Source organism: Pseudomonas sp. G.S.17, assembly GCF_038096165.1.
Taxonomy (GTDB): domain Bacteria; phylum Pseudomonadota; class Gammaproteobacteria; order Pseudomonadales; family Pseudomonadaceae; genus Aquipseudomonas.
Genome location: NZ_CP151076.1, coordinates 3,971,350 through 3,992,595, shown reverse-complemented (window position 1 = coordinate 3,992,595; position 21,246 = coordinate 3,971,350). Strand labels below are relative to the sequence as shown.

Annotated in this window: 19 protein-coding genes and 1 pseudogene; 16 read left to right on the top strand and 4 right to left on the bottom strand. The window is 61.2% G+C overall.

What is annotated here, in order from left to right; genetic code table 11:
* Positions 1 to 17 precede the first annotated feature (17 nt).
* The 9 genes and pseudogenes from AABC73_RS18795 (at position 18) to AABC73_RS18755 (ending at position 8,059) form a co-directional block, all read left to right on the top strand.
* Positions 18 to 1,043 (top strand): NAD(P)H-dependent glycerol-3-phosphate dehydrogenase, encoded by a 1,026-nt coding sequence (locus AABC73_RS18795; protein WP_341520459.1) that lies wholly within the window; start codon positions 18 to 20, stop codon positions 1,041 to 1,043.
* A gap of 28 nt (positions 1,044 to 1,071) precedes the next feature.
* Complete coding sequence (locus tag AABC73_RS18790; protein WP_341520458.1) at positions 1,072 to 1,416, top strand: DUF4389 domain-containing protein; 345 nt, start codon at positions 1,072 to 1,074, stop codon at positions 1,414 to 1,416.
* Complete coding sequence (gene sixA, locus AABC73_RS18785) at positions 1,413 to 1,868, top strand: phosphohistidine phosphatase SixA (protein ID WP_341520457.1); 456 nt, start codon at positions 1,413 to 1,415, stop codon at positions 1,866 to 1,868. Before AABC73_RS18790 ends, sixA begins: the two co-directional genes overlap by 4 nt.
* Before the next feature lie 443 nt (positions 1,869 to 2,311).
* Positions 2,312 to 3,580: pseudogene (locus tag AABC73_RS18780) on the top strand (AMP-binding protein); the annotation flags it as partial.
* A gap of 118 nt (positions 3,581 to 3,698) precedes the next feature.
* Entirely contained in the window at positions 3,699 to 4,142 is a 444-nt protein-coding gene (locus tag AABC73_RS18775; protein WP_341520456.1) for a hotdog fold thioesterase, read from the top strand.
* Between the two features lie 139 nt (positions 4,143 to 4,281).
* The gene (locus AABC73_RS18770; protein ID WP_341520455.1) at positions 4,282 to 5,091 is read left to right on the top strand and encodes an alpha/beta hydrolase; all 810 of its coding nucleotides are present in this window, start codon (positions 4,282 to 4,284) and stop codon (positions 5,089 to 5,091) included.
* Positions 5,088 to 5,942, top strand: coding sequence for an alpha/beta hydrolase (locus AABC73_RS18765; RefSeq protein ID WP_341520454.1), 855 nt, complete (start codon positions 5,088 to 5,090; stop codon positions 5,940 to 5,942). Before AABC73_RS18770 ends, AABC73_RS18765 begins: the two co-directional genes overlap by 4 nt.
* Positions 5,943 to 6,080: 138 nt before the next feature.
* Positions 6,081 to 6,899 carry a DUF4892 domain-containing protein gene (locus AABC73_RS18760; protein ID WP_341520453.1) on the top strand — a complete coding sequence of 273 codons (819 nt, stop codon included), beginning with the start codon at positions 6,081 to 6,083 and terminating at the stop codon, positions 6,897 to 6,899.
* Between the two features lie 113 nt (positions 6,900 to 7,012).
* On the top strand, positions 7,013 to 8,059 hold the full coding sequence (locus AABC73_RS18755; RefSeq protein WP_341520452.1) for an AI-2E family transporter: 1,047 nt from the start codon (positions 7,013 to 7,015) through the stop codon (positions 8,057 to 8,059).
* 176 nt (positions 8,060 to 8,235) lie between these two features.
* Here AABC73_RS18755 and AABC73_RS18750 read toward each other — a convergent pair whose 3' ends face one another.
* The 4 genes from AABC73_RS18750 to AABC73_RS18735 all read right to left on the bottom strand — a co-directional run bounded on the left by AABC73_RS18750 (position 8,236) and on the right by AABC73_RS18735 (position 10,884).
* On the bottom strand, positions 8,236 to 8,583 hold the full coding sequence (locus AABC73_RS18750) for a hypothetical protein (RefSeq protein WP_341520451.1): 348 nt from the start codon (positions 8,581 to 8,583) through the stop codon (positions 8,236 to 8,238).
* Between the two features lie 117 nt (positions 8,584 to 8,700).
* Positions 8,701 to 9,756: a HAMP domain-containing sensor histidine kinase gene (locus AABC73_RS18745; protein ID WP_341520450.1), complete on the bottom strand. Its 1,056-nt coding sequence runs from the start codon at positions 9,754 to 9,756 to the stop codon at positions 8,701 to 8,703.
* Positions 9,753 to 10,505, bottom strand: coding sequence for a response regulator (locus AABC73_RS18740; protein WP_341520449.1), 753 nt, complete (start codon positions 10,503 to 10,505; stop codon positions 9,753 to 9,755). The genes AABC73_RS18745 and AABC73_RS18740 overlap by 4 nt, the downstream gene beginning before the upstream one ends.
* 163 nt (positions 10,506 to 10,668) lie before the next feature.
* Positions 10,669 to 10,884: a helix-turn-helix domain-containing protein gene (locus tag AABC73_RS18735; RefSeq protein ID WP_341524278.1), complete on the bottom strand. Its 216-nt coding sequence runs from the start codon at positions 10,882 to 10,884 to the stop codon at positions 10,669 to 10,671.
* A gap of 292 nt (positions 10,885 to 11,176) precedes the next feature.
* Here AABC73_RS18735 and kdpF point away from each other — a divergent pair, with 292 nt between their 5' ends.
* From kdpF to AABC73_RS18700, 7 genes are all read left to right on the top strand, one after another.
* Positions 11,177 to 11,266 (top strand): K(+)-transporting ATPase subunit F, encoded by a 90-nt coding sequence (gene kdpF, locus AABC73_RS18730; RefSeq protein ID WP_044901127.1) that lies wholly within the window; start codon positions 11,177 to 11,179, stop codon positions 11,264 to 11,266.
* Between the two features lie 8 nt (positions 11,267 to 11,274).
* Positions 11,275 to 12,969 (top strand): potassium-transporting ATPase subunit KdpA, encoded by a 1,695-nt coding sequence (gene kdpA, locus AABC73_RS18725; RefSeq protein WP_341520448.1) that lies wholly within the window; start codon positions 11,275 to 11,277, stop codon positions 12,967 to 12,969.
* A gap of 10 nt (positions 12,970 to 12,979) precedes the next feature.
* Positions 12,980 to 15,046 (top strand): potassium-transporting ATPase subunit KdpB, encoded by a 2,067-nt coding sequence (kdpB, locus tag AABC73_RS18720; RefSeq protein ID WP_341520447.1) that lies wholly within the window; start codon positions 12,980 to 12,982, stop codon positions 15,044 to 15,046.
* A gap of 32 nt (positions 15,047 to 15,078) precedes the next feature.
* A complete protein-coding gene (gene kdpC / locus AABC73_RS18715; protein WP_341520446.1) occupies positions 15,079 to 15,651 on the top strand; it encodes a potassium-transporting ATPase subunit KdpC in 573 nt (190 codons plus the stop codon).
* Positions 15,652 to 15,667: 16 nt separating this feature from the next.
* Entirely contained in the window at positions 15,668 to 18,370 is a 2,703-nt protein-coding gene (locus AABC73_RS18710; RefSeq protein ID WP_341520445.1) for a sensor histidine kinase KdpD, read from the top strand.
* Complete coding sequence (locus tag AABC73_RS18705) at positions 18,367 to 19,056, top strand: response regulator (RefSeq protein ID WP_341520444.1); 690 nt, start codon at positions 18,367 to 18,369, stop codon at positions 19,054 to 19,056. Before AABC73_RS18710 ends, AABC73_RS18705 begins: the two co-directional genes overlap by 4 nt.
* Before the next feature lie 861 nt (positions 19,057 to 19,917).
* Positions 19,918 to 20,976: an IS110 family transposase gene (locus tag AABC73_RS18700; protein ID WP_341524163.1), complete on the top strand. Its 1,059-nt coding sequence runs from the start codon at positions 19,918 to 19,920 to the stop codon at positions 20,974 to 20,976.
* Positions 20,977 to 21,246: the final 270 nt, after the last annotated feature.

Below are 21,246 nucleotides of genomic sequence, written 5' to 3'. Positions count from 1 at the left end.
TCTAGATGGATGGTTTTATGACCACACAGCAACCAGTCGCGGTTCTAGGCGGCGGCAGCTTCGGTACGGCCATTGCCAACCTGTTGGCAGAAAACGGGCGTCAGGTCCGTCAATGGATGCGCGATCCGGAACAGGCCGAGGCGATTCGCGTCAATCGCGAGAATCCTCGCTATCTCAAAGGCATCAAGGTTCGTCCTGAAGTCGAACCGACCACAGACCTGGCCGCCACGCTCGACGGCAGCGAGCTGGTCTTCGTCGCCTTGCCTTCCAGCGCCTTGCGTTCAGTGCTGGTCCCGCATGTGCAGCGCTTGAGCGGCAAGATGCTGGTCAGCCTGACCAAGGGCATAGAGGCGAATACCTTCAAGCTGATGAGCCAGATCCTTGAAGAAATCGCACCGCAAGCGCGGATTGGCGTGTTGTCGGGGCCGAATCTGGCCCGGGAAATCGCCGAGCATGCGTTGACTGCCACCGTGGTCGCCAGTGAGGACGAGGAGTTGTGCCAGCAGGTGCAGGCAGCTTTGCACGGTCGCACATTCCGGGTGTATGCCAGTGCGGATCGCTTTGGCGTGGAGTTGGGCGGGGCGCTCAAGAACGTCTACGCGATTATCGCTGGCATGGCGGTCGCGCTGGAAATGGGGGAAAACACCAAGAGCATGCTGATTACCCGGGCGCTGGCGGAAATGACCCGTATCGCGGTCAATCAAGGTGCGAACCCCATGACCTTTCTCGGCCTTGCGGGCGTCGGTGATTTGATCGTGACCTGTTCATCGCCGAAAAGCCGCAACTATCAGGTTGGTTTCGCCCTGGGACAGGGCTTGAGTCTGGATGAAGCGGTCAACCGTCTGGGTGAAGTGGCCGAAGGGGTCAATACCCTCAAGGTGCTCAAAGTCAAGGCGGACGAGCTTCAGGTCTATATGCCGCTGGTCGCAGGGTTGCACGCTATTCTTTTCGAGGGTCGTACCCTGAAACAGGTCATCGAGCAGCTCATGCGTGCCGAACCCAAGACCGATGTCGACTTCATTTCCACCACCGGTTTCAACTGAATACCTATTTTGTTTGCGGGAGAGTGTCTTGAACGATTCCAAACTCAAGCAACATGAGTCGATTTTGCTGCGCGTCCTCTGGATGGTGCTGTTTGTGCTGGTCTGGCACGTCGCCGAAGTCGTCCTGGCGGGCGTTGTGCTGGTGCAATTGTGTTATCGGCTTATCTACGGCGCGCCAAGTGGCAGCCTGATGAACTTCGGCGACAGTCTGAGCCAGTTCCTGGCCCAGATCGGCCGTTACGGCACCTTTCACAGCGACCAGAAACCCTGGCCGTTTGCCGATTGGCCTGCGCCTCGCACACCCGAAGGTGAAGCTCCGCACAGTGTTCCGGCGGCTGCGCACCCGGTACGTGATGAAGAGCCAAAGTTATGAAAGTCTGGGTCTTGCGCCACGGCGAAGCCCAGGCGCAGGCGCGCAGCGATGCCGAGCGCGAGCTGACCCGTAACGGTCGTGAGCAAGTGCTGCACAGCGCGGCCTACCTGATGGGCCAGCCTTTGCAGCGCATTCTCGCCAGTCCTTATGTCCGGGCCCAGCAAACCGCCGAACTGGTCAGGCAGGCGCTGGGGTTTAGCGAGCCGGTGGTCATCGTGCCCTGGCTCACACCGGACAATGATCCGCGCCAGGTGTTGAGTCATCTGGACGCTTATGCCAACGAAGATGTCCTGCTGGTCAGTCATCAGCCGCTGGTGGGCGCGTTGATTGGCCTCGCTGTTCACGGCAGCATCCAACAACCGCAGCCCATGAACACCGCAAGCCTGGCCGAACTGTCGGGTGATTTTCCGTTGGCCGGGGCCATGGAACTGGACAGCGTTCGACACGTTTGAGCCCGTTCGAGCCATTGGCCCCGTTGGAGGCTTGCCCGCGAACCAGACGCCTTGGTGGGCCTGATTCACCGCGTTATCGTTCTTCGCGGGCAAGCCTCGCTCCAACGGGTCTACAGTCGAGCATGTGTTCAGGTCCGCCACCTCACAATCCGTGGGAGCGAGCTTGCTCGCGAAAAGGTCGGTAAACCCGACACATCTTCGGCGTTTGAAACACCGCCTTCGCTAGCAAGCTAGCTCCCACAGGTGGAATGCGGTCATCCCGAGGGACCGGATTTATCCGGGAAGCCGTCGGTACAAACAATACATCTGCGGCGTCTTTGGGTTGCCCCCAAACATAGAATCTCCAAAAGGGTCTGCACCGTTCCTCTGTTTTATTGGCGCGCAAGCACCGGGTAAATACCGGGTCGACTACGCTTGCCCAATAACAATAAGGAACATGAGCCATGACGACCGCCATCAGTCTGCCCTTGAGCCGTTTCTATGATCGTGAGGATCGTCATCCGGACAAGTGTTTTCTGGTCCAGCCGATGGCGGGAGGACAGGTTCAGAAGCTGAGCTGGTCCGAGGTCGGCAATCAGGCCCGCCGCGCCGCGCACTGGTTGCGTCGGCAAGGGCTGCCGCAGGGCAGCTCCATCGCGATTCTTTCCCGAAACTGCGCACACTGGATCATTGCCGACCTGGCGATCTGGATGGCCGGGCATGTCTCGGTTCCGTTGAATCCGTACCTCAGCGCGGGAGCGGTCGCTCAGATGCTGGAGCATTCAGAGGCGGCGATGGTGTTCGTCGGCAGACTGGACGACTGGCCGGGCATCAGTTGCGGTGTCAGCGCCGGTTTGCCGACCGTGGCGCTGCCGCTCAGCCCTGAAGGGTCGTTTGATTTTCGCTGGGATGAGTTGCAGGCCTGGTCGCCGATCCAGGACAACCCCATCGGGCGCTACGATCAGTTGGCGACCATTATCTATACCACTGGCAGCACCGGACGACCCAAGGGTGTCATGCACAGCTTCGGCACCCTGGCTTTTGCGGTCACCCATGGCAGCGGCCTCTTCGGACTGGGCGAAAAGGACCGGCTGCTGTCTTATCTACCCCTGTGCTGCGTGGCCGAGCGAATGTTCGTGGAAATGGCGTCGATCTATGCCGGGCAAACGGTATTTTTCGCCGAGAACCAGGACACCTTTGTCGATGATTTGAAGCGCGCTCGGCCCACGGCGCTGTATGGCGAGCCGGGGATCTGGAGCAAACTCCAGACGAGCGTGCACAGCAGGATTCCCGCCGCACGCCTGAGTGCGCTGTTAAGCGTGCCGCTGCTTGGCAGGCTGGTCGGACGCAGGGTTCGCAAGGGCCTTGGCCTGGACGCGCTGCGGGTTGCCGTGTCGGGCGCTGCGCCGCTGTCGGAAAACCTGCTGGACTGGTATCAACGGCTCGGGCTGGATGTCCTCGACGCCTACGGCATGACCGAAAACTGCGGCTACTCGCATATCTGCCGGCCAGGCCAGCACAAGAGCGGCTGGATCGGCCAGCCATGTCCGCAGGTTGAAGTGCGGCTGGCGGATGACGGCGAGCTGCTGGTGCGTAGCGGCGCAACCATGCTCGGTTACTTCAAGCAACCGCTGAAAACCGTCGAGGCATTGACCGACGGTTTCCTGCACACGGGGGATCGGGGCGAGCTGGACGAGCAGGGCAATCTGCGCCTGACCGGGCGGCTCAAGGAAACTCCGGGTCAACGTCTGCCTGAAAAAACATCAGCGCTTGCGCAGGCGGGTGGAGGTGAAAGATAGTTGGCGTCTGGCGCTCAGCTTCCAAGAGCGCGCCCAATAATAAGGATTGAACATGGGTCTGTGGCGCGATAAACCGAACATCGAACAACTCAATGCCCTGAACAAGAACACCATCCTCGAATGGCTGGACATCCGTTTCGAGTCGTTTACCGACGATTCGCTGACCGCCAGCATGGTGGTCGATCATCGTACGCACCAGCCTTACGGCCTGTTGCATGGCGGGGCGTCGGTGGTGTTGGCGGAATCGGTCGGTTCGACGGCCAGCTATCTGTGCATCGACCCCAGCAAATATTTTTGCGTAGGCCTGGAAGTCAACGCCAACCACCTGCGCGGCCTGCGCAGCGGTCGGGTCACCGCCGTGGCCCGCCCCGTCCATATCGGCCGCACCACTCACGTGTGGGATATCCGCCTGACCAGCGACGAAGGCAAGACCAGTTGCATATCGCGTCTGACCATTGCCGTCGTGCCGCTGGGGCAGGAAGCGCCAAGCCGATAATTGACAAGCCGCTAAGCCGCTAAGCCGCTTTTATGCCGGTGCATGGCCGGAGTGTCATCTTCGATGGCACTTCCAGTCATTGCCGAAGGCACAGCCACTGCGCACAATCGTCACTGGTTTGCTCACTGGATATGCCGGCATGTCGCAACAGGTGTTCTTCGCTCACGCCAACGGTTTTCCGTCGGCGACTTACGGCAAGTTGTTTACGGCGCTGGCGCCGGATTACGTCGTGAGCCATCTGGAGCAGCATGCCCATGACCCGCGTTTCCCGGTCGATGACAACTGGCTGAATCTGGTCGACGAATTGATCCATCACCTGCGTGAACAGCCCGAACCGGTGTGGGGCGTGGGTCATTCCCTGGGTGGCGTGCTGCATTTTCATGCCGCGCTGCGCTGTTCTGAGCTGTATCGCGGTGTGGTCATGCTCGATTCTCCAGTGCTGACCCTGGCCGATCAGTGGATGATCCGTGCCGCCAAACGCTTTGGTTTCATCGACCGCATCACCCCAGCCGGCCGCACTCTGGGACGTCGCGAAGCCTTTGCCGACCTTGACGCCGCGCGTCTATATTTCGCCAGTAAGACCTTGTTTCGGCGCTTTGATCCCGAGTGCTTCGATGCCTATCTGATTCATGGGTTGCAGACCGATGGCGAACAGCTGCGCCTGCGTTTTGACCCGGCCACGGAAATCAGCATCTACCGCAGCGTTCCGCATACCCGGCCTGACGGTTCACGTCAGCTCAAGGTCCCTTTGGCAATGGTGCGCGGCGAACACAGTCGGGTGGTCATGCGTCACCATGCGCGTTCCGTACGGCGCTTGCCCCAAGGTGAATATCTGTCGATGCCCGGTGGGCATATGTTTCCGCTGGAACAGCCCGAGGCCACCGCGCAACTGCTCAAGACCTTGTTCGCCCGCTGGGCTGCGCTCGACACTGTGCAGGTCAGCGCATGAGCTGTCCGGTCGAAGAAGTCCGGTTGAGCTTGCCGCACATTGAACTGGCCGCGCATTTGTTCGGCCCGGAAGACGGCCAGCCGGTCATCGCCCTGCATGGCTGGCTGGACAACGCCAACAGCTTTGCCCGCCTGGCGCCCAGGCTTGAAGGCCTGCGCATCGTCGCCCTGGATCTGGCCGGTCATGGCCATTCCGAGCATCGCCCGCAAGGCGCCGGTTATTCATTACCGGATTACGCCCACGATGTCTTGCAGGTTGCCGAACAGCTCGGTTGGCAACAGTTCTCGCTGCTGGGGCATTCATTGGGGGCGATTATTTCGGTACTTCTCGCTGCCGCGCTGCCCGAGCGTGTTACCCGGCTGGCGCTCATTGATGGTTTGATCCCGCCCACTGGCGAGGTCGAGAATGCCGCAGAACAGCTGGGTAAATCCCTGCATGCGCAATTAAACCTGAGCGCCAAGCGCAAACCGGTCTATCCCGATCAGGACCACGCGATTCGCGCTCGCATGAAAGGCGTGGTTGCCGTTAGTCATGAGGCCGCCGAGTTGCTTGCTCAACGCGGCTTGATGCCGGTACCGGGTGGCTACACCTGGCGCAGCGACAACCGGCTGACCTTGCCCTCGGCGGTGCGCGTCACGCGTGAGCAAGCGCTGGCGTTCGTCGCCGCAATCCACTGTCCGACGCAACTGATCGTGGCGCAGGAGGGGATGCTGGCGAAAAATCAGGCGCTGCTGGCGTCGCTGCCTTTTCAGGTGACGAGCCTGCCAGGCGGCCATCATTTGCACTTGAATGACGACGCCGGTGCAATTCTTGTCGCAGACTGTTTCAATCGCTTCTTTACCGCTCCTTGACTTGCGCCTGGCAACTGCCGAGGCTGGGCGGGTTGAAACAGGAGTTAAATCGATGGATGTCCGCACCGCCTTACCTGATCGCTTGCCTGGCAAACCTGCCCATTTCCTTCAATTAACCTCGCATCGATGAGAGCAGTCATGGGTTTTACCAGTGCTCTTGGATTCACCTTGTGTGCTTCGGCGTTCAGCCTGAGCGTTTGGGCTGCGGACGTTCCAGGCAGTCGCGATCTGGATATCTTGCCCCGCCTGACCGATGCCGAGATTGTCGACTACCACACCGTTGCGGAGCTAGAACGCATTTATCCCATGGGCTCGGTGCGCAAGATCAGCGGTCAACTGCGCTACGAAGCGCAGGTCAGCGCCCGTGGAAATGTCACCGGCGTGACTTATCAGATACCTGCCGAACGCACCTCGGACGAAGCCTTTACCGCCGCTCGCGAAGCCTTGCAAGCCCAGGGCGCGGAGCTGCTGTTCTGGTGTCAGGCGCGCGACTGCGGCGAAAGCAGCCTGTGGGCCAATGAAGTGTTCGGTAATTCCAAGCTCTACGGGGCGGACGAACAGCAAGCTTATTTGCTGTTGCGTCTGGCAGAGCCGAAAAGTGACACGCTGGTGGCCTTGTACAGCATTACTCGTGGCAACCGCCGCGCGTATCTGCATGTCGAACAGTTCGAATCGGCCGCACCTTTGGGCGATCTGTTGCCGACCTCGGCGACGCTGCTGCGACAACTCAAGAGCACCGGCAAACTGGCGCTGCCGCGTTTGGCCGGGGCGCCACAGGACGTTTGGGTGACGCTGGTTTCCAGAGGCCTGAATCTGGACAGCTCGTTGCGGGTGACCATTGGTGGTACCGACGCCGAAGCGTGGCGTCAGGCATTGATCGCCAAAGGCGTACGCGCGGCGCGGCTCGAAGCGGGCGGGGGCGACAAAATTGGCCTGTTCATCGACGTCATACGTTGACCGAACTCACCTGAACCGGCACTGAATCCACTTTTGCACACGGCGAACACTGACGCGTTCAGTGTTCGCCGTTATGCTTTGCGCTTCTGATCTTCTTTTTACTGGATAGACCCATGCTCAATAACGATCGCCTGTTGGTGCAGACCCTGCTCCTGGCGTTGCTCAGTGCGTGTGTCTGGGTGATGGCGCCGTTCTGGTCGGCGTTGTTCTGGGGCGCAGTGCTGGCGTTTGCCAGCTGGCCGCTGATGCGCCTGCTGACGCGCTGGTTCAAGGGTCGCGAGTCGCTGGCGGCGCTGGTGTTGACGCTGGGCTGGATGCTGCTGGTCGCGGCGCCGCTGGTCTGGCTGGGCTTCAATCTGGCCGATCATGTGCGTGATGCCACGGCCTTCATCAAGGATGTGCAGGTCGATGGTTTACCTGATCCACCCACCTGGCTGGTCGGGGTTCCGTTTGTGGGCGAGCGGCTGGTAGCGTTCTGGAACACTATCGATCAGCAGGGCGCGGCGATGATTACCACGCTGCGGCCTTATCTGGGGCAGGTGGGCAACTGGTTGCTGGCCCGCAGCGCGCAGATTGGCGGAGGGATTCTGGAGCTGACCTTGAGTCTGGTCTTCGTGTTCTTCTTCTACCGCGACGGGCCGCGCCTGGCAGCATTCGTGCTCAGCCTGCTGGAACGCTTGATCGGCGAGCGCGCCGAGTATTACCTGGAACTGGTGGCGGGCACGGTACAGCGCGTCGTCAATGGCGTGATCGGGACAGCGGCGGCGCAAGCGGTCCTGGCGCTGATCGGCTTCTTGATCGCAGGTGTGCCGGGCGCCTTGGTGCTGGGCATCATGACGTTCCTGTTCAGCCTGATTCCCATGGGCCCGCCGCTGATCTGGATTCCGGCCGCGGCCTGGCTGGCGTGGAATGGCGAATACGGCATGGCGATTTTCCTCGGGCTTTGGGGCATGTTCATCATCAGCGGCGTGGACAACGTGCTCAAGCCCTACCTGATCAGTCGCGGCGGCAACCTGCCGTTGGTGATCGTCTTGCTGGGTGTCTTTGGCGGCTTGCTGGCCTTCGGTTTCATCGGCCTGTTCATCGGCCCGACGTTGCTGGCGGTGGCGTATAGCTTGTTGACTGACTGGGTGCGCGGGGCTCGGACGGTTCAGCGCTAAGCGCTGTTCGAAGTTGAATAGATCCCGTAGGACCGGCTTTAGCCGGGAGGAGTCCGGTACATTCGCAGCAGTTGCGTCGTCAGACCCTCCGCCCTCCCGGCTAAAGCCGGTCCTACGGGTTGTGTGATGAGGGTCAAGACGGTATCGACGGAGATTGGTTTTTTCCGTGATCCCCTTTACGCCGCGACGCTCAGGTATTTGCCTACCGGCTTGTTCCCTTCAGTGTCATAACGCTCGCTCAATGCGGCAACCATCTTGCTCAACGCCTGAGCCGCTGCATCGTTGCTGCTGGTCTGGTTGCTGTCGTTCGGCGACAGCGCGGCCATCAGTTCATCAACGCTGACACTGTTATTGCTGTCCGCATCCAGAGCGCTGGTCAGTTCGGTGGCGCTGATGGCGCCGCTGCCGTCGGTATCGAGCTTGGCCGGTAACTGTTCCTGGAATTTCTTGCTGCTCGCGCTCGAAGTTGCACTCGCGCTCGTGCTGGTATAGCTCGAATAACTATTACTGACGCCACTGATCATCGGGCGAACTCCCATCAGGTTGGATTGGGCCGGTGGCGGTGCACTGGCTTATGTAGACTCAAGGCGGGAGTTGTCGAGGGTATGTAAGGTTTGTATCGCGCCAGACACCCGGGCGGATCAACGCCGAGGCAGGTCCAGCAGCACAGTCAGGCCACCGCCCGGAGTTTGTTCCAGGGTCAGGTCGCCGCCCATGCGCCGCGCGGCATCCCGAGCAATGGTCATGCCCATGCCAACGCCGCCGGAGTTGCGATTGCGCGAGCCTTCCAGGCGATAGAAAGGCTCGAACACCGTTTCATGGTGCTCGACGGCAATGCCTGGCCCGTTGTCGATCACGGCAACAGTCACGTGATCGTCCTGGTCCTGAATGTCGACCCGCGCCTGCCCGGCATAGCGCAAGGCATTGTCGATCAGGTTGTTGATGCAGGAACGCAAGGCCATGGGCTGGATTTTCAGCGGTTTGCAACCACCGTTGCATTGCACGTCGTCGCCGTTGTCCTGAGCGTTTTCGGTCAAGGAATCGATCAGCGCCTGCAAGTCGAACAGCTGCAAATCCTCGCTGTTGCGCTGTTCATTCAGGTAAGTCAGCGTCGCGTCGAGCATGCCGATCATGTCGTTGAGGTCCTGACTCATCTGCGTGTGCAGTTTCGGCTCGTCGATCTGCTCGACCCGCAGCTTCAGGCGCGACAGCGGTGTGCGCAGGTCGTGAGACACCGCCGCGAGCATGCGGCCGCGCTGCTGCACTTGATCGCGGATACGTTCTTGCATCAGGTTGAAGGTTTGCGCGGCCTGCCGCACCTCGCGCGGGCCGCTGACTTCCAGCGGCGGGCTGTCGAGATTTTCGCTGAGCCGCTCGGCGGCCTCGCTCAGGCGCTGGATCGGCCGGCTCAAAGCCTTGGCGCCGTACCAGGCGGCAATCACCAGGGTAATCGTTTGAAAAAACAGCGGCACGACAGGCCCACCAAATAGCGGCGGCTTTCTTGGAGGAGTGCGTGGCTCAGGGCGCTCCCCCTGAAATTCAGCAGACTGATGCTGAGGGTTGTTAGCTTCAGGGGGCGGTGGAGGCGGGAAGCCATACATCGTGAACCACGTGAACGCCAGCAGATGCGCCAGAAAAATAGCCACCAACGCCCCACCGAACAGGCGGGCGAACAGGGTGTCGGCGGAGCGAATCAACCGATGTCCCTGGCATCGAACAGATAACCTTCGCCGCGTACGGTCTTGATCAGTTGCGGGTTCTTCGGGTCGTCGCCGAGCTTCTGGCGCAGGCGCGAGACCAGCAAGTCGATGCTGCGATCAAAGGCTTCGATGGAGCGACCGCGTGCTGCATCCAACAGCTGTTCACGACTCAGCACCCGGCGCGGACGTTCCAGAAAGACCCGCAGCAAGCGGAATTCGGCGTTGGACAGCGGCACGACCAAGCCATCGGCGGCGGTCAGCTGACGCAGCACGCTGTTCAGGCGCCAGGCATCGAAACGCACAGTGGAACGCTGATCGTTGCGGTCGTCGCGTACCCGGCGCAGCACGGTCTGAATTCGCGCCACCAGTTCGCGCGGTTCAAAAGGCTTGGCCATGTAATCGTCGGCGCCCAGTTCCAGGCCGATAATGCGGTCGGTGGGTTCGCAACGGGCCGTGAGCATCAGGATCGGGATGTCCGACGTGCCGCGCAGCCACCGACACAGCGACAGGCCATCTTCGCCCGGCAGCATCAGGTCCAGCACAATCACGTCGAAGGTTTCCTGCCCCAGCGCCTGACGCATTTCGTTGCCGTCGGTTACGCCCCGGCACTGAATGTTGAAGCGCGCCAGGTAATCGCAAAGCAGCTCGCGGATGGGTACATCGTCATCGACGATCAAGGCGCGCGTATTCCAGCGCTGATCTGCAATCGGGGCGTTGTCTGAAGGAATGTCGGTGCTTGCTTGCATGATGCAACTGCCGCCTGGTGATGCCGCCATCACTGGCCGCTATTGATGATCAACGCCCCTGCATGCTACTTCGCCGGGAGGCGCGGCGAAAGGGTGGGGTGATCGGATGTCGGGGGAATGTCGGGAATGTATCGGGAACGGTACAAAGGCCCGCGTCAGAGTGTCATTCCAGCAAAATTACCCGCTGCTCAATGGCCTTGATCAAAGCGGCCCTGAGGGAATTAACCCCGAATTTACGGCGAATGTTGCCCATGTGGAAATTGACCGCGGCTTCCGTCCGCTCCTGAATGCGCGAGATCTCCCAGGCGGATTTACCCAGCGCCGCCCATTGCAGGACTTCCATTTCCTTGGCGGTCAATTGCACGGTCGGCGCGCCCATGCGCCAGTGGGCGTTCGCTGCGGGGGCGGTTTTCTGTGCTGAGTAGTTCATCGTCGACTCCATGTCGTTTGTTGCACCTCGTCACGATAACGCCTTGCGCCGGATCTGGAACCTGTAAGAAGTGACAGGTGGCACTGTGACTGCAATCCAGAGATCCAACGGATTTACCGCGCTCCACACCCATTTTTACGCCTTCTTTACGCCGCCCCGCACCCGTCGATCTCGTTCCTTTACGCCCTCTTTCCCGACAATGGCTCACACGCGGCAATCGCCGCAGCGACGGAGTATTTCGATGAGCGTTCTGGATGGGGTGTCCCTGCTATTGGCGGCAGGACTGTTCATTTACTTGCTGGTTGCGCTGCTACGCGCAGGCCGGACTTAGGAGCAGCCATGCACAGTTATGACTATCTATTGATCCTGGCTTTCCTGGCGCTGGTGCTGTTGCCCGCGCCGTTGCTGGGGCGTTTCTATTATCGGGTAGTGGAAGGCGAGCGAACCTGGCTGACGCCGGTGCTGCGTCCGGTGGAAAACCTCTGCTATCGCCTGTCGGGCATTGATCCGAAGGTCGAGCAGAACTGGAAAACCTATCTGCTCGCTCTGCTGGCCTTCAACCTCGCCGGTTTCGTCCTGCTGTTTGCCCTGTTGCTCGGGCAGGGCGCGCTGCCACTCAACCCGCAACAGTTGCCGGGCATGGAATGGTCGCAGGCGTTCAACACCGCGATGAGTTTCGTCACCAACACCAACTGGCAGAGCTACAGCGGCGAAGCGTCCTTGAGCTACTTGAGTCAGATGGTCGGCCTGACGGTGCAGAACTTTGTCAGTGCCGCGACAGGCATCGCCGTATTGCTGGCATTTTGTCGCGGTATCAGTCGGCGCTCGACGCAAAACCTCGGCAACTTCTGGGCGGACATGACCCGGGTCACGCTCTATGGGCTGTTGCCGCTGTGCATCGTGCTCGCGCTGTTTCTGGTCTGGCAGGGCGTGCCGCAGAGTTTCGCCCATTACATTGACGCCGTGACCCTGCAAGGCGCTGATCAAAGCCTACCCATGGGCCCGGCTGCCAGCCAGATCGCCATCAAGCAATTGGGCACCAACGGCGGGGGCTTCTTCGGCGTCAACTCGGCGCACCCGTTCGAGAACCCGACGGCGTGGAGCAACCTGTTTGAACTGGCGTCGATCCTGCTGATTCCAGCGGCGCTGGTGTTCACCTTTGGCCATTACGTGAAAGACCTGCGCCAGAGCCGGGCAATCGTCGCCTGCATGCTGGTCTTGCTGTTGATCGGCGGCGGTGTATCGCTGTGGGCCGAGTATCAGCCGAACCCGACGCTGAACATCGTTAATGTCGAGCAGACCGCGCCGCTGGAAGGCAAGGAAAGTCGCTTCGGTACCACTGCGACCGTGCTCTGGGCGACCGCTACCACGGCGGCGTCCAACGGCTCGGTGAACGCCATGCACGACAGCCTCAACCCGCTGACCGGCATGGTCGCCCTGGCCAACATGATGGTCGGCGAAGTGATCTTCGGCGGCGTCGGCGTGGGCCTCAACGGCATGCTGCTCAACGTGTTGATCGCGGTGTTCCTCGCTGGCCTGATGATTGGCCGCACCCCGGAATATCTTGGCAAAAAACTGCAGGCCCATGAGGTCAAGCTGCTGGTCGCCACGCTGTTGGTCATGCCGGTGGGTGTGTTGGTACTCGGCGCGGTGGCGGCCAGTCTGCCCGGGCCGCTGGCGTCGGTGAGCAATCCCGGTCCGCACGGTTTCAGCCAGCTGCTGTACGCCTACACCTCGGCCACCGCCAACAACGGCTCGGCGTTCGGCGGTTTCAGCGCCAACACCGTATTCCATAACCTGATGCTCAGCCTGGCGATGTTCATCGGTCGCTTCGGTTACATCCTGCCGGTCATGGCCTTGGCCGGGAGCCTTGCGATGAAAAAAACCGCACCGCTGGGCCTGAACAGCTTTCCGACCCACGGCCCGCTGTTCGTCACCTTGCTGACCGTGACCATTTTGCTGGTGGGCGGCCTGACCTTTCTGCCAACCCTGGCACTGGGGCCGATTGCCGAACACTTGAGCCTGGGCTTCTGAGGAACCGATCATGACGATGCACATACCTGCTGCAAAACCGGTCGGATCATCCACGCCGACCGAACCGGGCAAAACCCGCTTCTCCGCCCTGTGGCGTCCGGCGCTGATTCAGGCTTTTGTCAAACTCGATCCACGCCAGCTGGTCCGTTCGCCGGTGATGCTGGTGGTGGAACTCACCGCGATCCTGACCACGATTCTGTGCGTCATCCCCGATCCGGCGGTACCGACTTCAGTGGCGGTGCAAATCGCCCTGTGGTTGTGGTTCACCGTGTTGTTTGCCAACTTCGCTGAAGCCCTGGCCGAAGGTCGCGGCAAGGCCCGCGCCGACAGCCTCAAGGCCGGCAGCGAAGGGCTCAAGGCGCGGCGGCGTGACGAGGCGGGCGCGTTCAGCATGGTCAATGCCAGCGCCTTGCGCAAAGGCGACGTGGTGCGGGTCGAAGCCGGAGAGATGATCCCCGGTGACGGCGAGGTGATCGAAGGCATTGCCGCCGTCAACGAGGCAGCGATTACCGGGGAATCCGCGCCAGTGATTCGCGAATCCGGCGGCGATCGTTCAGCGGTCACCGGCAACACGCGGCTGGTCTCGGACTGGCTGCTGGTGCGGATCAGCGCCAATCCCGGCGAATCGACTCTGGACCGGATGATCGCCTTGGTCGAAGGCGCCAAACGCCAGAAGACCCCCAACGAAGTTGCCCTGGATATCCTGCTGATCGGCCTCACGCTGATCTTCCTGCTGGTGGTGGTGACCTTGCAGCCGTTCGCCCACTTCGCCGGTGGCAGCCTGCCGCTGGTGTTTCTGGTGGCGCTGCTGGTCACGTTGATTCCGACCACCATTGGCGGCTTGCTCTCAGCCATCGGCATCGCTGGCATGGATCGGCTGGTGCGCCTTAATGTCATCGCCAAATCCGGGCGCGCCGTGGAGGCGGCGGGCGACGTGCATGTGCTGCTGCTGGACAAGACCGGCACCATCACCTTCGGCAACCGTCGTTGCACCGCGCTGTACGCCGCGCCGGGCGTGAGTCCCAAAGAACTTGGCGAGGGTGCGTTGCTGGCTTCGTTGGCCGACGATACGGCGGAAGGCAAATCCATCGTCGAATACCTGCGCAACCTGCACCCGATGCTGGAGCCGCAGCCCACCGAACTGACGGCCGTGCCGTTCAGCGCCGAAACGCGCTTGTCCGGCGTGGACTATCAAGCGCGCGTGTATCGCAAGGGCGCGGTGGATTCGCTGCTGGCCTTCGTCGGCATGCAGCGCAGTGATCTGCCTCCCGCCCTGACGCGGGAAATCGACAAGATCGCCAAGACTGGCGGCACGCCGTTGCTGGTGTGTGTCGACAAAAAGCTGCTGGGGGCGATTCACCTCAAGGATGTGGTCAAACCGGGCATTCGTGAACGTTTTGCCGAACTGCGCAAGCTGGGCATTCGCACCGTGATGGTCACCGGCGACAACCCGCTGACTGCTGCGGCGATTGCAGCGGAGGCGGGGGTCGATGACGTGCTGGCCGAAGCCACGCCGGAGAAGAAACTCGAACGTATCCGCATGGAGCAGAACGACGGTCGTCTGGTGGCGATGTGCGGCGATGGTGCCAACGATGCGCCAGCCCTGGCCCAGGCCGATGTGGGCATGGCGATGAACGATGGCACCCAGGCCGCGCGGGAAGCGGCGAACATGGTTGATCTGGACAGCGATCCTACCAAGCTGCTGGATGTGGTGCAGATCGGCAAGGAATTGCTGGTGACCCGTGGCGCGCTGACCACGTTCTCCATCGCCAACGACATTGCCAAGTATTTTGCCATCCTCCCGGCACTGTTCGCCTCGATCTATCCGCAACTGGGCGTGCTGAACATCATGCAACTGGCCAGCCCGCAAAGCGCGATTCTGTCGGCCATCGTCTTCAACGCCTTGATCATCGTTGTGCTCATCCCGCTGGCCCTGCGCGGCGTGCGCGTGCAAGCCGCCAGCGCCGCGCAACTGCTGCGTCGCAACCTGCTGATCTACGGCCTGGGCGGGATCGTCGTGCCGTTTGTGGGGATCAAGGCGATCGACATGGTGTTGGTGGCCCTGAACCTGGTTTGAACCCGATCTCCCTTAATCCGAGGATTTACATCATGTCCACATTCTTGCGTCCCGCCCTGAGCCTGCTCGTCCTGATGACGCTTATCACCGGCGCGGCCTATCCGCTGGTGGTTACCGGGATTGCCCAGGTAGCGTTTCCGGACCAGGCCAATGGCAGCCTGATTTACGACACCGCCGGCAAGGTGCGCGGATCGAGCCTGATCGCCCAGTCGTTTACGGGTGATGAGTGGTTCCATTCACGCCCTTCGGCCGGGGCATTTGCCACGGTCGCCAGTGGCGCGAGTAACCTGTCGCCGAGCAATCCGGCGCTGGCCGCCCGGATCACTGACGATGCTGGCAAGGAGTTGGTGCCAGGCCAGGGCCCGGTACCATTGGCCTTGCTGACCACTTCCGGCAGCGGCCTTGATCCGCATCTGCCGCCGACGGCCGTCACCTATCAGGCGGCCCGAGTCGCCGCTGCCCGGCAGTTGCCACTCGATAAAGTGCAGGGTTTGATCGAAGCCAGCACCTATCGGCCGCTGATCGGCCCGCCGGTGGTCAACGTATTGACCTTGAATCAGGCGTTGAATGAGTTACCGTCTGCGCAACGTAATGCCCAGCTTTGAATGAGCAACTGCAACCATGAGTGATTCCGGCCGTGCCGACGCGTTACTAGCCGATATGCCCAAGGACGGGCGTGGTCGACTCAAAGTGTTCCTGGGCGCCGCGCCGGGGGTGGGCAAGACCTACGCCATGCTCCAGGCCGCCCATACCCAGTTGCGTCAGGGTGTAAGGGTGCTGGCTGGAGTCGTGGAAACCCACGGCCGCGCCGAAACCGAAGCCTTGCTCGGCGGGTTGCCGCAACAGCCGCTGCTGCGCTCGCAATACCGGGGCGTAACCCTGGAAGAAATGGACCTCGACGGCGTGCTCGCGCTCCAGCCCAAACTGGTGCTGGTCGACGAACTGGCCCACAGCAACGCCCCGGGCAGTCGTCACACCAAGCGCTGGCAGGACATTCAGGAACTGCTCGCTGCGGGCATCGACGTCTACACCACGGTCAACGTCCAGCATCTGGAAAGCCTCAATGATCAGGTGCGCGGCATCACCGGTGTGCAGGTTCGGGAAACCCTGCCGGACTGGGTCTTGCAGGAAGCCTACGAACTGGTGCTGATCGATCTGCCGCCCCGTGAATTGCTGGAGCGGCTGCGCGACGGCAAGGTGTACGTACCGGAACAGGCGCGAGCCGCCATCGACGCGTTTTTCACCCAGACCAACCTCACGGCGCTGCGCGAACTGGCGATGCAGACCGCTGCCGCGCAAGTCGACGACGACCTGACGCAGGGTTATCGGCAGATGGGCCGGGATGCGCCGCCAGTGCGCGGCCGTTTGTTGGTGGGGATTGATGGCGATGTGCACGCCGAACGTCTGGTGCGCCACGCCAGCCGTGTGGCGCAACGGCGGCATCTGCCCTGGAGTCTGGTGCATGTGGATAACGGCCGGGCTTTCGACGAACAGGCCCGCACACGTTTGCAAAACGCCCAGCAACTGGCCGAACGCCTGGGGGGCGAAGTGGTCCTGCTGCGCGCGGGGGAAGTGGCAAAAACCCTGATTCAACATGCCGCCGAACGCCGCGCCAGTCTGGTGTTGGTGGGTCAGTCGCGGCCTCGCTTGTGTCGCCGGTTGTTCGGCGGTGGCGTTGCAGCGCGGCTGCTGCGTGAAGCCCATGGGCTGGAAGTCAGCGTACTCGACAGCGAACCATTGGCCGATCCACCGCGCATCCGCTCGCCAGGCAGAATCCTCTGGTTCGATTACGGCCTGGCGCTGCTCGCCACGCTGTTGGCCAGTGCGTTGGCCTGGGCGGTGTCTGGCGTGCTCGCATTGCCGAATATTTCGCTGGTGTTTCTCGCTGCGGTTTTACTGGTGGCGGTGCGCAGCAGCGTCGGGCCGGCGTTGGCCTGCGCCGCCTTGTCGTTTCTGGCCTATGACTTTTTATTCATCCCGCCGAATTTTTCCCTGAGCATTCAGCGCGAAGAAGACGTGCTGACCTTGCTGTTCTTCCTGCTGATGTCGGCCCTGACCGGCAATCTCGCGGCGCGTCAGCGGCGGCAGTTGCAGGCGCTGCGCGACACGCAGGAGGAAACCAGCGAGCTGCTGGATCTGTCGCGCAAACTGACGGCGGCCACGGATCGGCAAGCCGTACTCAGCGCTGCGGGCCAGCACCTCAATGGCTGGCGCGAGCTGGAGGTGTGCCTGATCGAGCGCGATGGCGAGGGTGGCTGGAACGTGGCGAGCGGCACTGCGCTGCAATTGTCTGAACCGGAGCGGGCAGCGGCGGACTGGGCCTGGCAGCATGATCAGGCTGCTGGCCACGGAACTGGCACTTTGCCGTCAAGTCGCTGGTGGTGGTGGCCGTTATCCGGCGAGCAAGGCCCGCTGGCCTTGCTCGGCGTTTGCCCTCGTGAAGGGCAGCCATTCAGCGCCCAGCGTCGGCGTTTGCTGACCGCCCTCAGTCAGCCGCTGGCTCAGGCGTTGGCCCGGGCGCAACTCGCCGAGGACCTGGAAGCCGCGCGTCTGCATGGCGAAACCGAACAATTGCGCAGCGCCTTGCTGGCCTCGGTGTCCCATGACCTACGCACGCCACTCACCGCCATGCGCGGCGGCATCGACAGCTTGTTATCGCTGGGCGAAGCCATTCCTTTGCAGGATCGTCGCGAACTGCTGGAAGGTACCCGGGACGAAGCCGAGCGTCTGGATCGCTATATCCAGAATCTGCTGGACATGACCCGGCTCGGCCACGGCGCGTTGAAGCTGGCGCGGGATTGGGTATCGGCTGGCGATATCGTCGGCAGTGCGCTGAATCGGCTGCGTGTGGTGCTGGCATCGCTGCAAGTCGGCGTCCAGGTGCCCGCCGAACTGCCGCTGCTCTACGTGCATGCGGCTTTGATCGAACAGGCGCTGGTCAATGTGCTGGAAAACGCCGCGCGCTTCTCGCCGGTCAACGGCCGCTTGCAGCTGGAGGCCGGTGCCACTGACAGCGAACTGTTTTTCTCGGTCAGCGATGAAGGGCCGGGGATTCCCGAAGACGAGCGGGCGAAGATTTTCGACATGTTCTACACCGCCGCCCGTGGTGATCGCGGCGGGCAGGGCACCGGTCTGGGGCTGGCAATCTGTCAGGGCATGGTCGGCGCTCACGGCGGGCGGATCAGCGTGGGGCCGGGCATTGAAGGGCGGGGCACCTGCATCACCTTGCATTTGCCGTTACAGGCGCAACCGGAAGCGGAAATAGAATCGCCGTCTGATAGTCTTGCTGTCATTCCGCCCACTGCACAGCCAAGGCATTCATGAGTCAGACCGCAACCATTCTGGTGATCGACGATGAGCCGCAGATTCGCAAATTTCTGCGCATCAGCCTCGCGTCACAGGGCTATAAAGTCATCGAAGCCGGGACCGGCACCGAAGGTTTGAGCCAGGCGGCCTTGAACAAGCCGGATTTGCTGGTGCTGGATCTCGGTTTGCCGGACATGGATGGCCAGCAGGTCCTGCGCGAATTTCGCGAATGGTCCGGCGTGCCGGTGCTGGTGCTTTCGGTGCGCGCCAGCGAAGCACAGAAAGTCGAGGCGCTGGATGGCGGCGCCAATGACTACGTGACCAAGCCATTTGGCATTCAGGAATTTCTCGCCCGCATCCGCGCCTTGCTGCGCCAGGCACCCAGCGGCGAGCCACCGAGCGCCGCATTGCAGTTCGGGCCGCTGACCGTGGATCTGGCGTATCGCCGGGTGTTGCTGGACGGCGTCGAAGTCGGCCTGACCCGCAAGGAATACGCCGTGCTGGCGCAACTGGCGCGGTATCCGGGGCGGGTCATCACCCAGCAGCAATTGCTCAAGGACATCTGGGGCCCGACCCACACCGAAGACACTCACTACCTGCGCATCGTTGTCGGCCACTTGCGGCAGAAACTCGCCGACGACCCGACCGCACCGAGGTTTATCGTTACCGAGGCCGGGGTTGGGTATCGGTTGCGGGAGGTTTGACCAACACGGCCTGGTGGGAGCGAGCTTGCTCGCGAATCGATTTCACATTCTGTATAGGCGCCGCCTGACCTGACGCTTTCTCGAGCAAGCTCGCTCCCACACAGTTGGAATGCGGTCATCCCGTAGGACCGGCTTCAGCCGGGAGGAGGCCAGTCCATCCGCAGCAGATCCGTCGTTTTGGGTATCGGTTGCGGGAGGTTTGACCAACACGGCCTGGTGGGAGCGAGCTTGCTCGCGAATCGATTTCACATTCTGTATAGGCGTCGCCTGACCTGACGCTTTCGTGAGCAAGCTCGCTCCCACACAGTTGGAATACGGTCATCCCGTAGGACCGGCTTCAGCCGGGAGGAAGCCAGTCCATCCGCAGCAGATCCGTCGTTTTGGGTATCGGTTGCGGGAGGTTTGACCAACACGGCCTGGTGGGAGCGAGCTTGCTCGCGAATCGATTTCACATTCTGTATAGGCGTCGCCTGACCTGACGCTTTCGCGAGCAAGCTCGCTCCCACACAGTTGGAATACGGTCATCCCGTAGGACCGGCTTCAGCCGGGAGGAAGCCAGTCCATCCGCAGCAGATCCGTCGTTTTGGGTATCGGTTACGGGAGGTTTGACCAACACGGCCTGGTGGGAGCGAGCTTGCTCGCGAATCGATTTCACATTCTGTATAGGCGTCGCCTGACCTGACGCTTTCTCGAGCAAGCTCGCTCCCACACAGTTGGAATACGGTCATCCCGTAATTGGATGGACTCGCCCAAGCCGAGGCGTCTGTAGCGCCACGGTGGCATTCTTAAGAAGCCAACGACAGCGAGGGCGAGTCCATGAAAAAGCATACGACCAAAAGTAACGCCTTGTCTTCAGCCGACGTGTCGGCTTGTTCGACAGTGGCGGTAGATCTTGCCAAGAATGTGTTCCAGGTGGCCGGGGAAGATGCCCTTGGTCAGGTCATTTACGAAGAGCGGATCAAGTCACGCGAAACCTTTGTGGCCTTTTTACAAAAACTGCCGGCAGGCGTGACGGTGCTGATGGAGACCGGCCCTGGCGCGCAGGCTTGGGCGCGGCTGTTGCAAGCACAAGGCAATCAGGCGCGAATTTTACCGGCGCAACATGTCGCCAAACATCGTAGCGGTGCCAAAAATGATCGCAACGATGTGCTGGCGATATTGCGTTCAGGACGAGATGTAAACATTGCGCCAGTGCCAGTCAAAAGCACCGCACAACTGGCCATGCAGGCTCTGCATCGTGCTCGACAAGGGTATGTAAGGCGGCGCACTGCAATGGGTAATCAGATACGCGGGCTGTTGCTGGAACAGGGTATTGCCATGGCGCAAGGGGCGGTGACCCTCAGCCGAAATGTCCCACGTATATTGGAAGATGCCATCCAGCCATTGCCGGATATGTTGCGCGAGCTGATTGATGAAATGCTGGGCGAATGGAGCCATCTGGGTGAGCGCATCGATGTACTGACGGGCCGTCTGGAAGCAGCAGCGCGCGAAGATGAGACAGCAAAGCGTCTGATGACAGTGCGCGGCATCGGCCCAATCATCGCCACGGCCTTGCTGGCCAAACAGACTGAGCCTGAGCGTTTCGCCAATGCCCGAATGTTTGCTGCCTACTTCGGCACGGTGCCCGAGCAGCACAGCAGCGGGCAAAAAATCCGATTGGGAGGAATTTGCAGACGCGGAGATGGCTATATTCGCAGCCTGTCGATTCAAGGAGCGCACGCCGTGTTAAGGCAGGTGAAGCCTGATTCGGAGCATCCCGATGATCGCCGGCTACGACGCTGGCTAAGTCAGCATGGTCAAAAAGGAGCAGCCGTAAGGTTGGCCAATAGAAACCTGCGCATCGTCTGGGTGCTGCTGCAAAACAATCAGACCTATCGTCGTCAGCCTGCAGGTTGCCAGGAGGCGACGATGAATCATTAATCAACAGAGTTCTGCCACCGGGGTGCTGAGTCACCTCAACCGCTGCTGAAGAACATTGACCCCAGGTCAGACCGTCGCGGATAGATGCCTACGGTCCTACTGGCCCTTTGAGGCCTTAACGTAATCGGCATACCGCGAGCTTACCCAATGTTGGCCAGAAGCCGTAACGCTTCCTCGAACAGGCCTTATACATAGATGCAACCGGGTAGCAGTGTTCAAAAGCAGGTTGAAAGTGTGGGCGAGTCCATACATAGGACCGGCTTCAGCCGG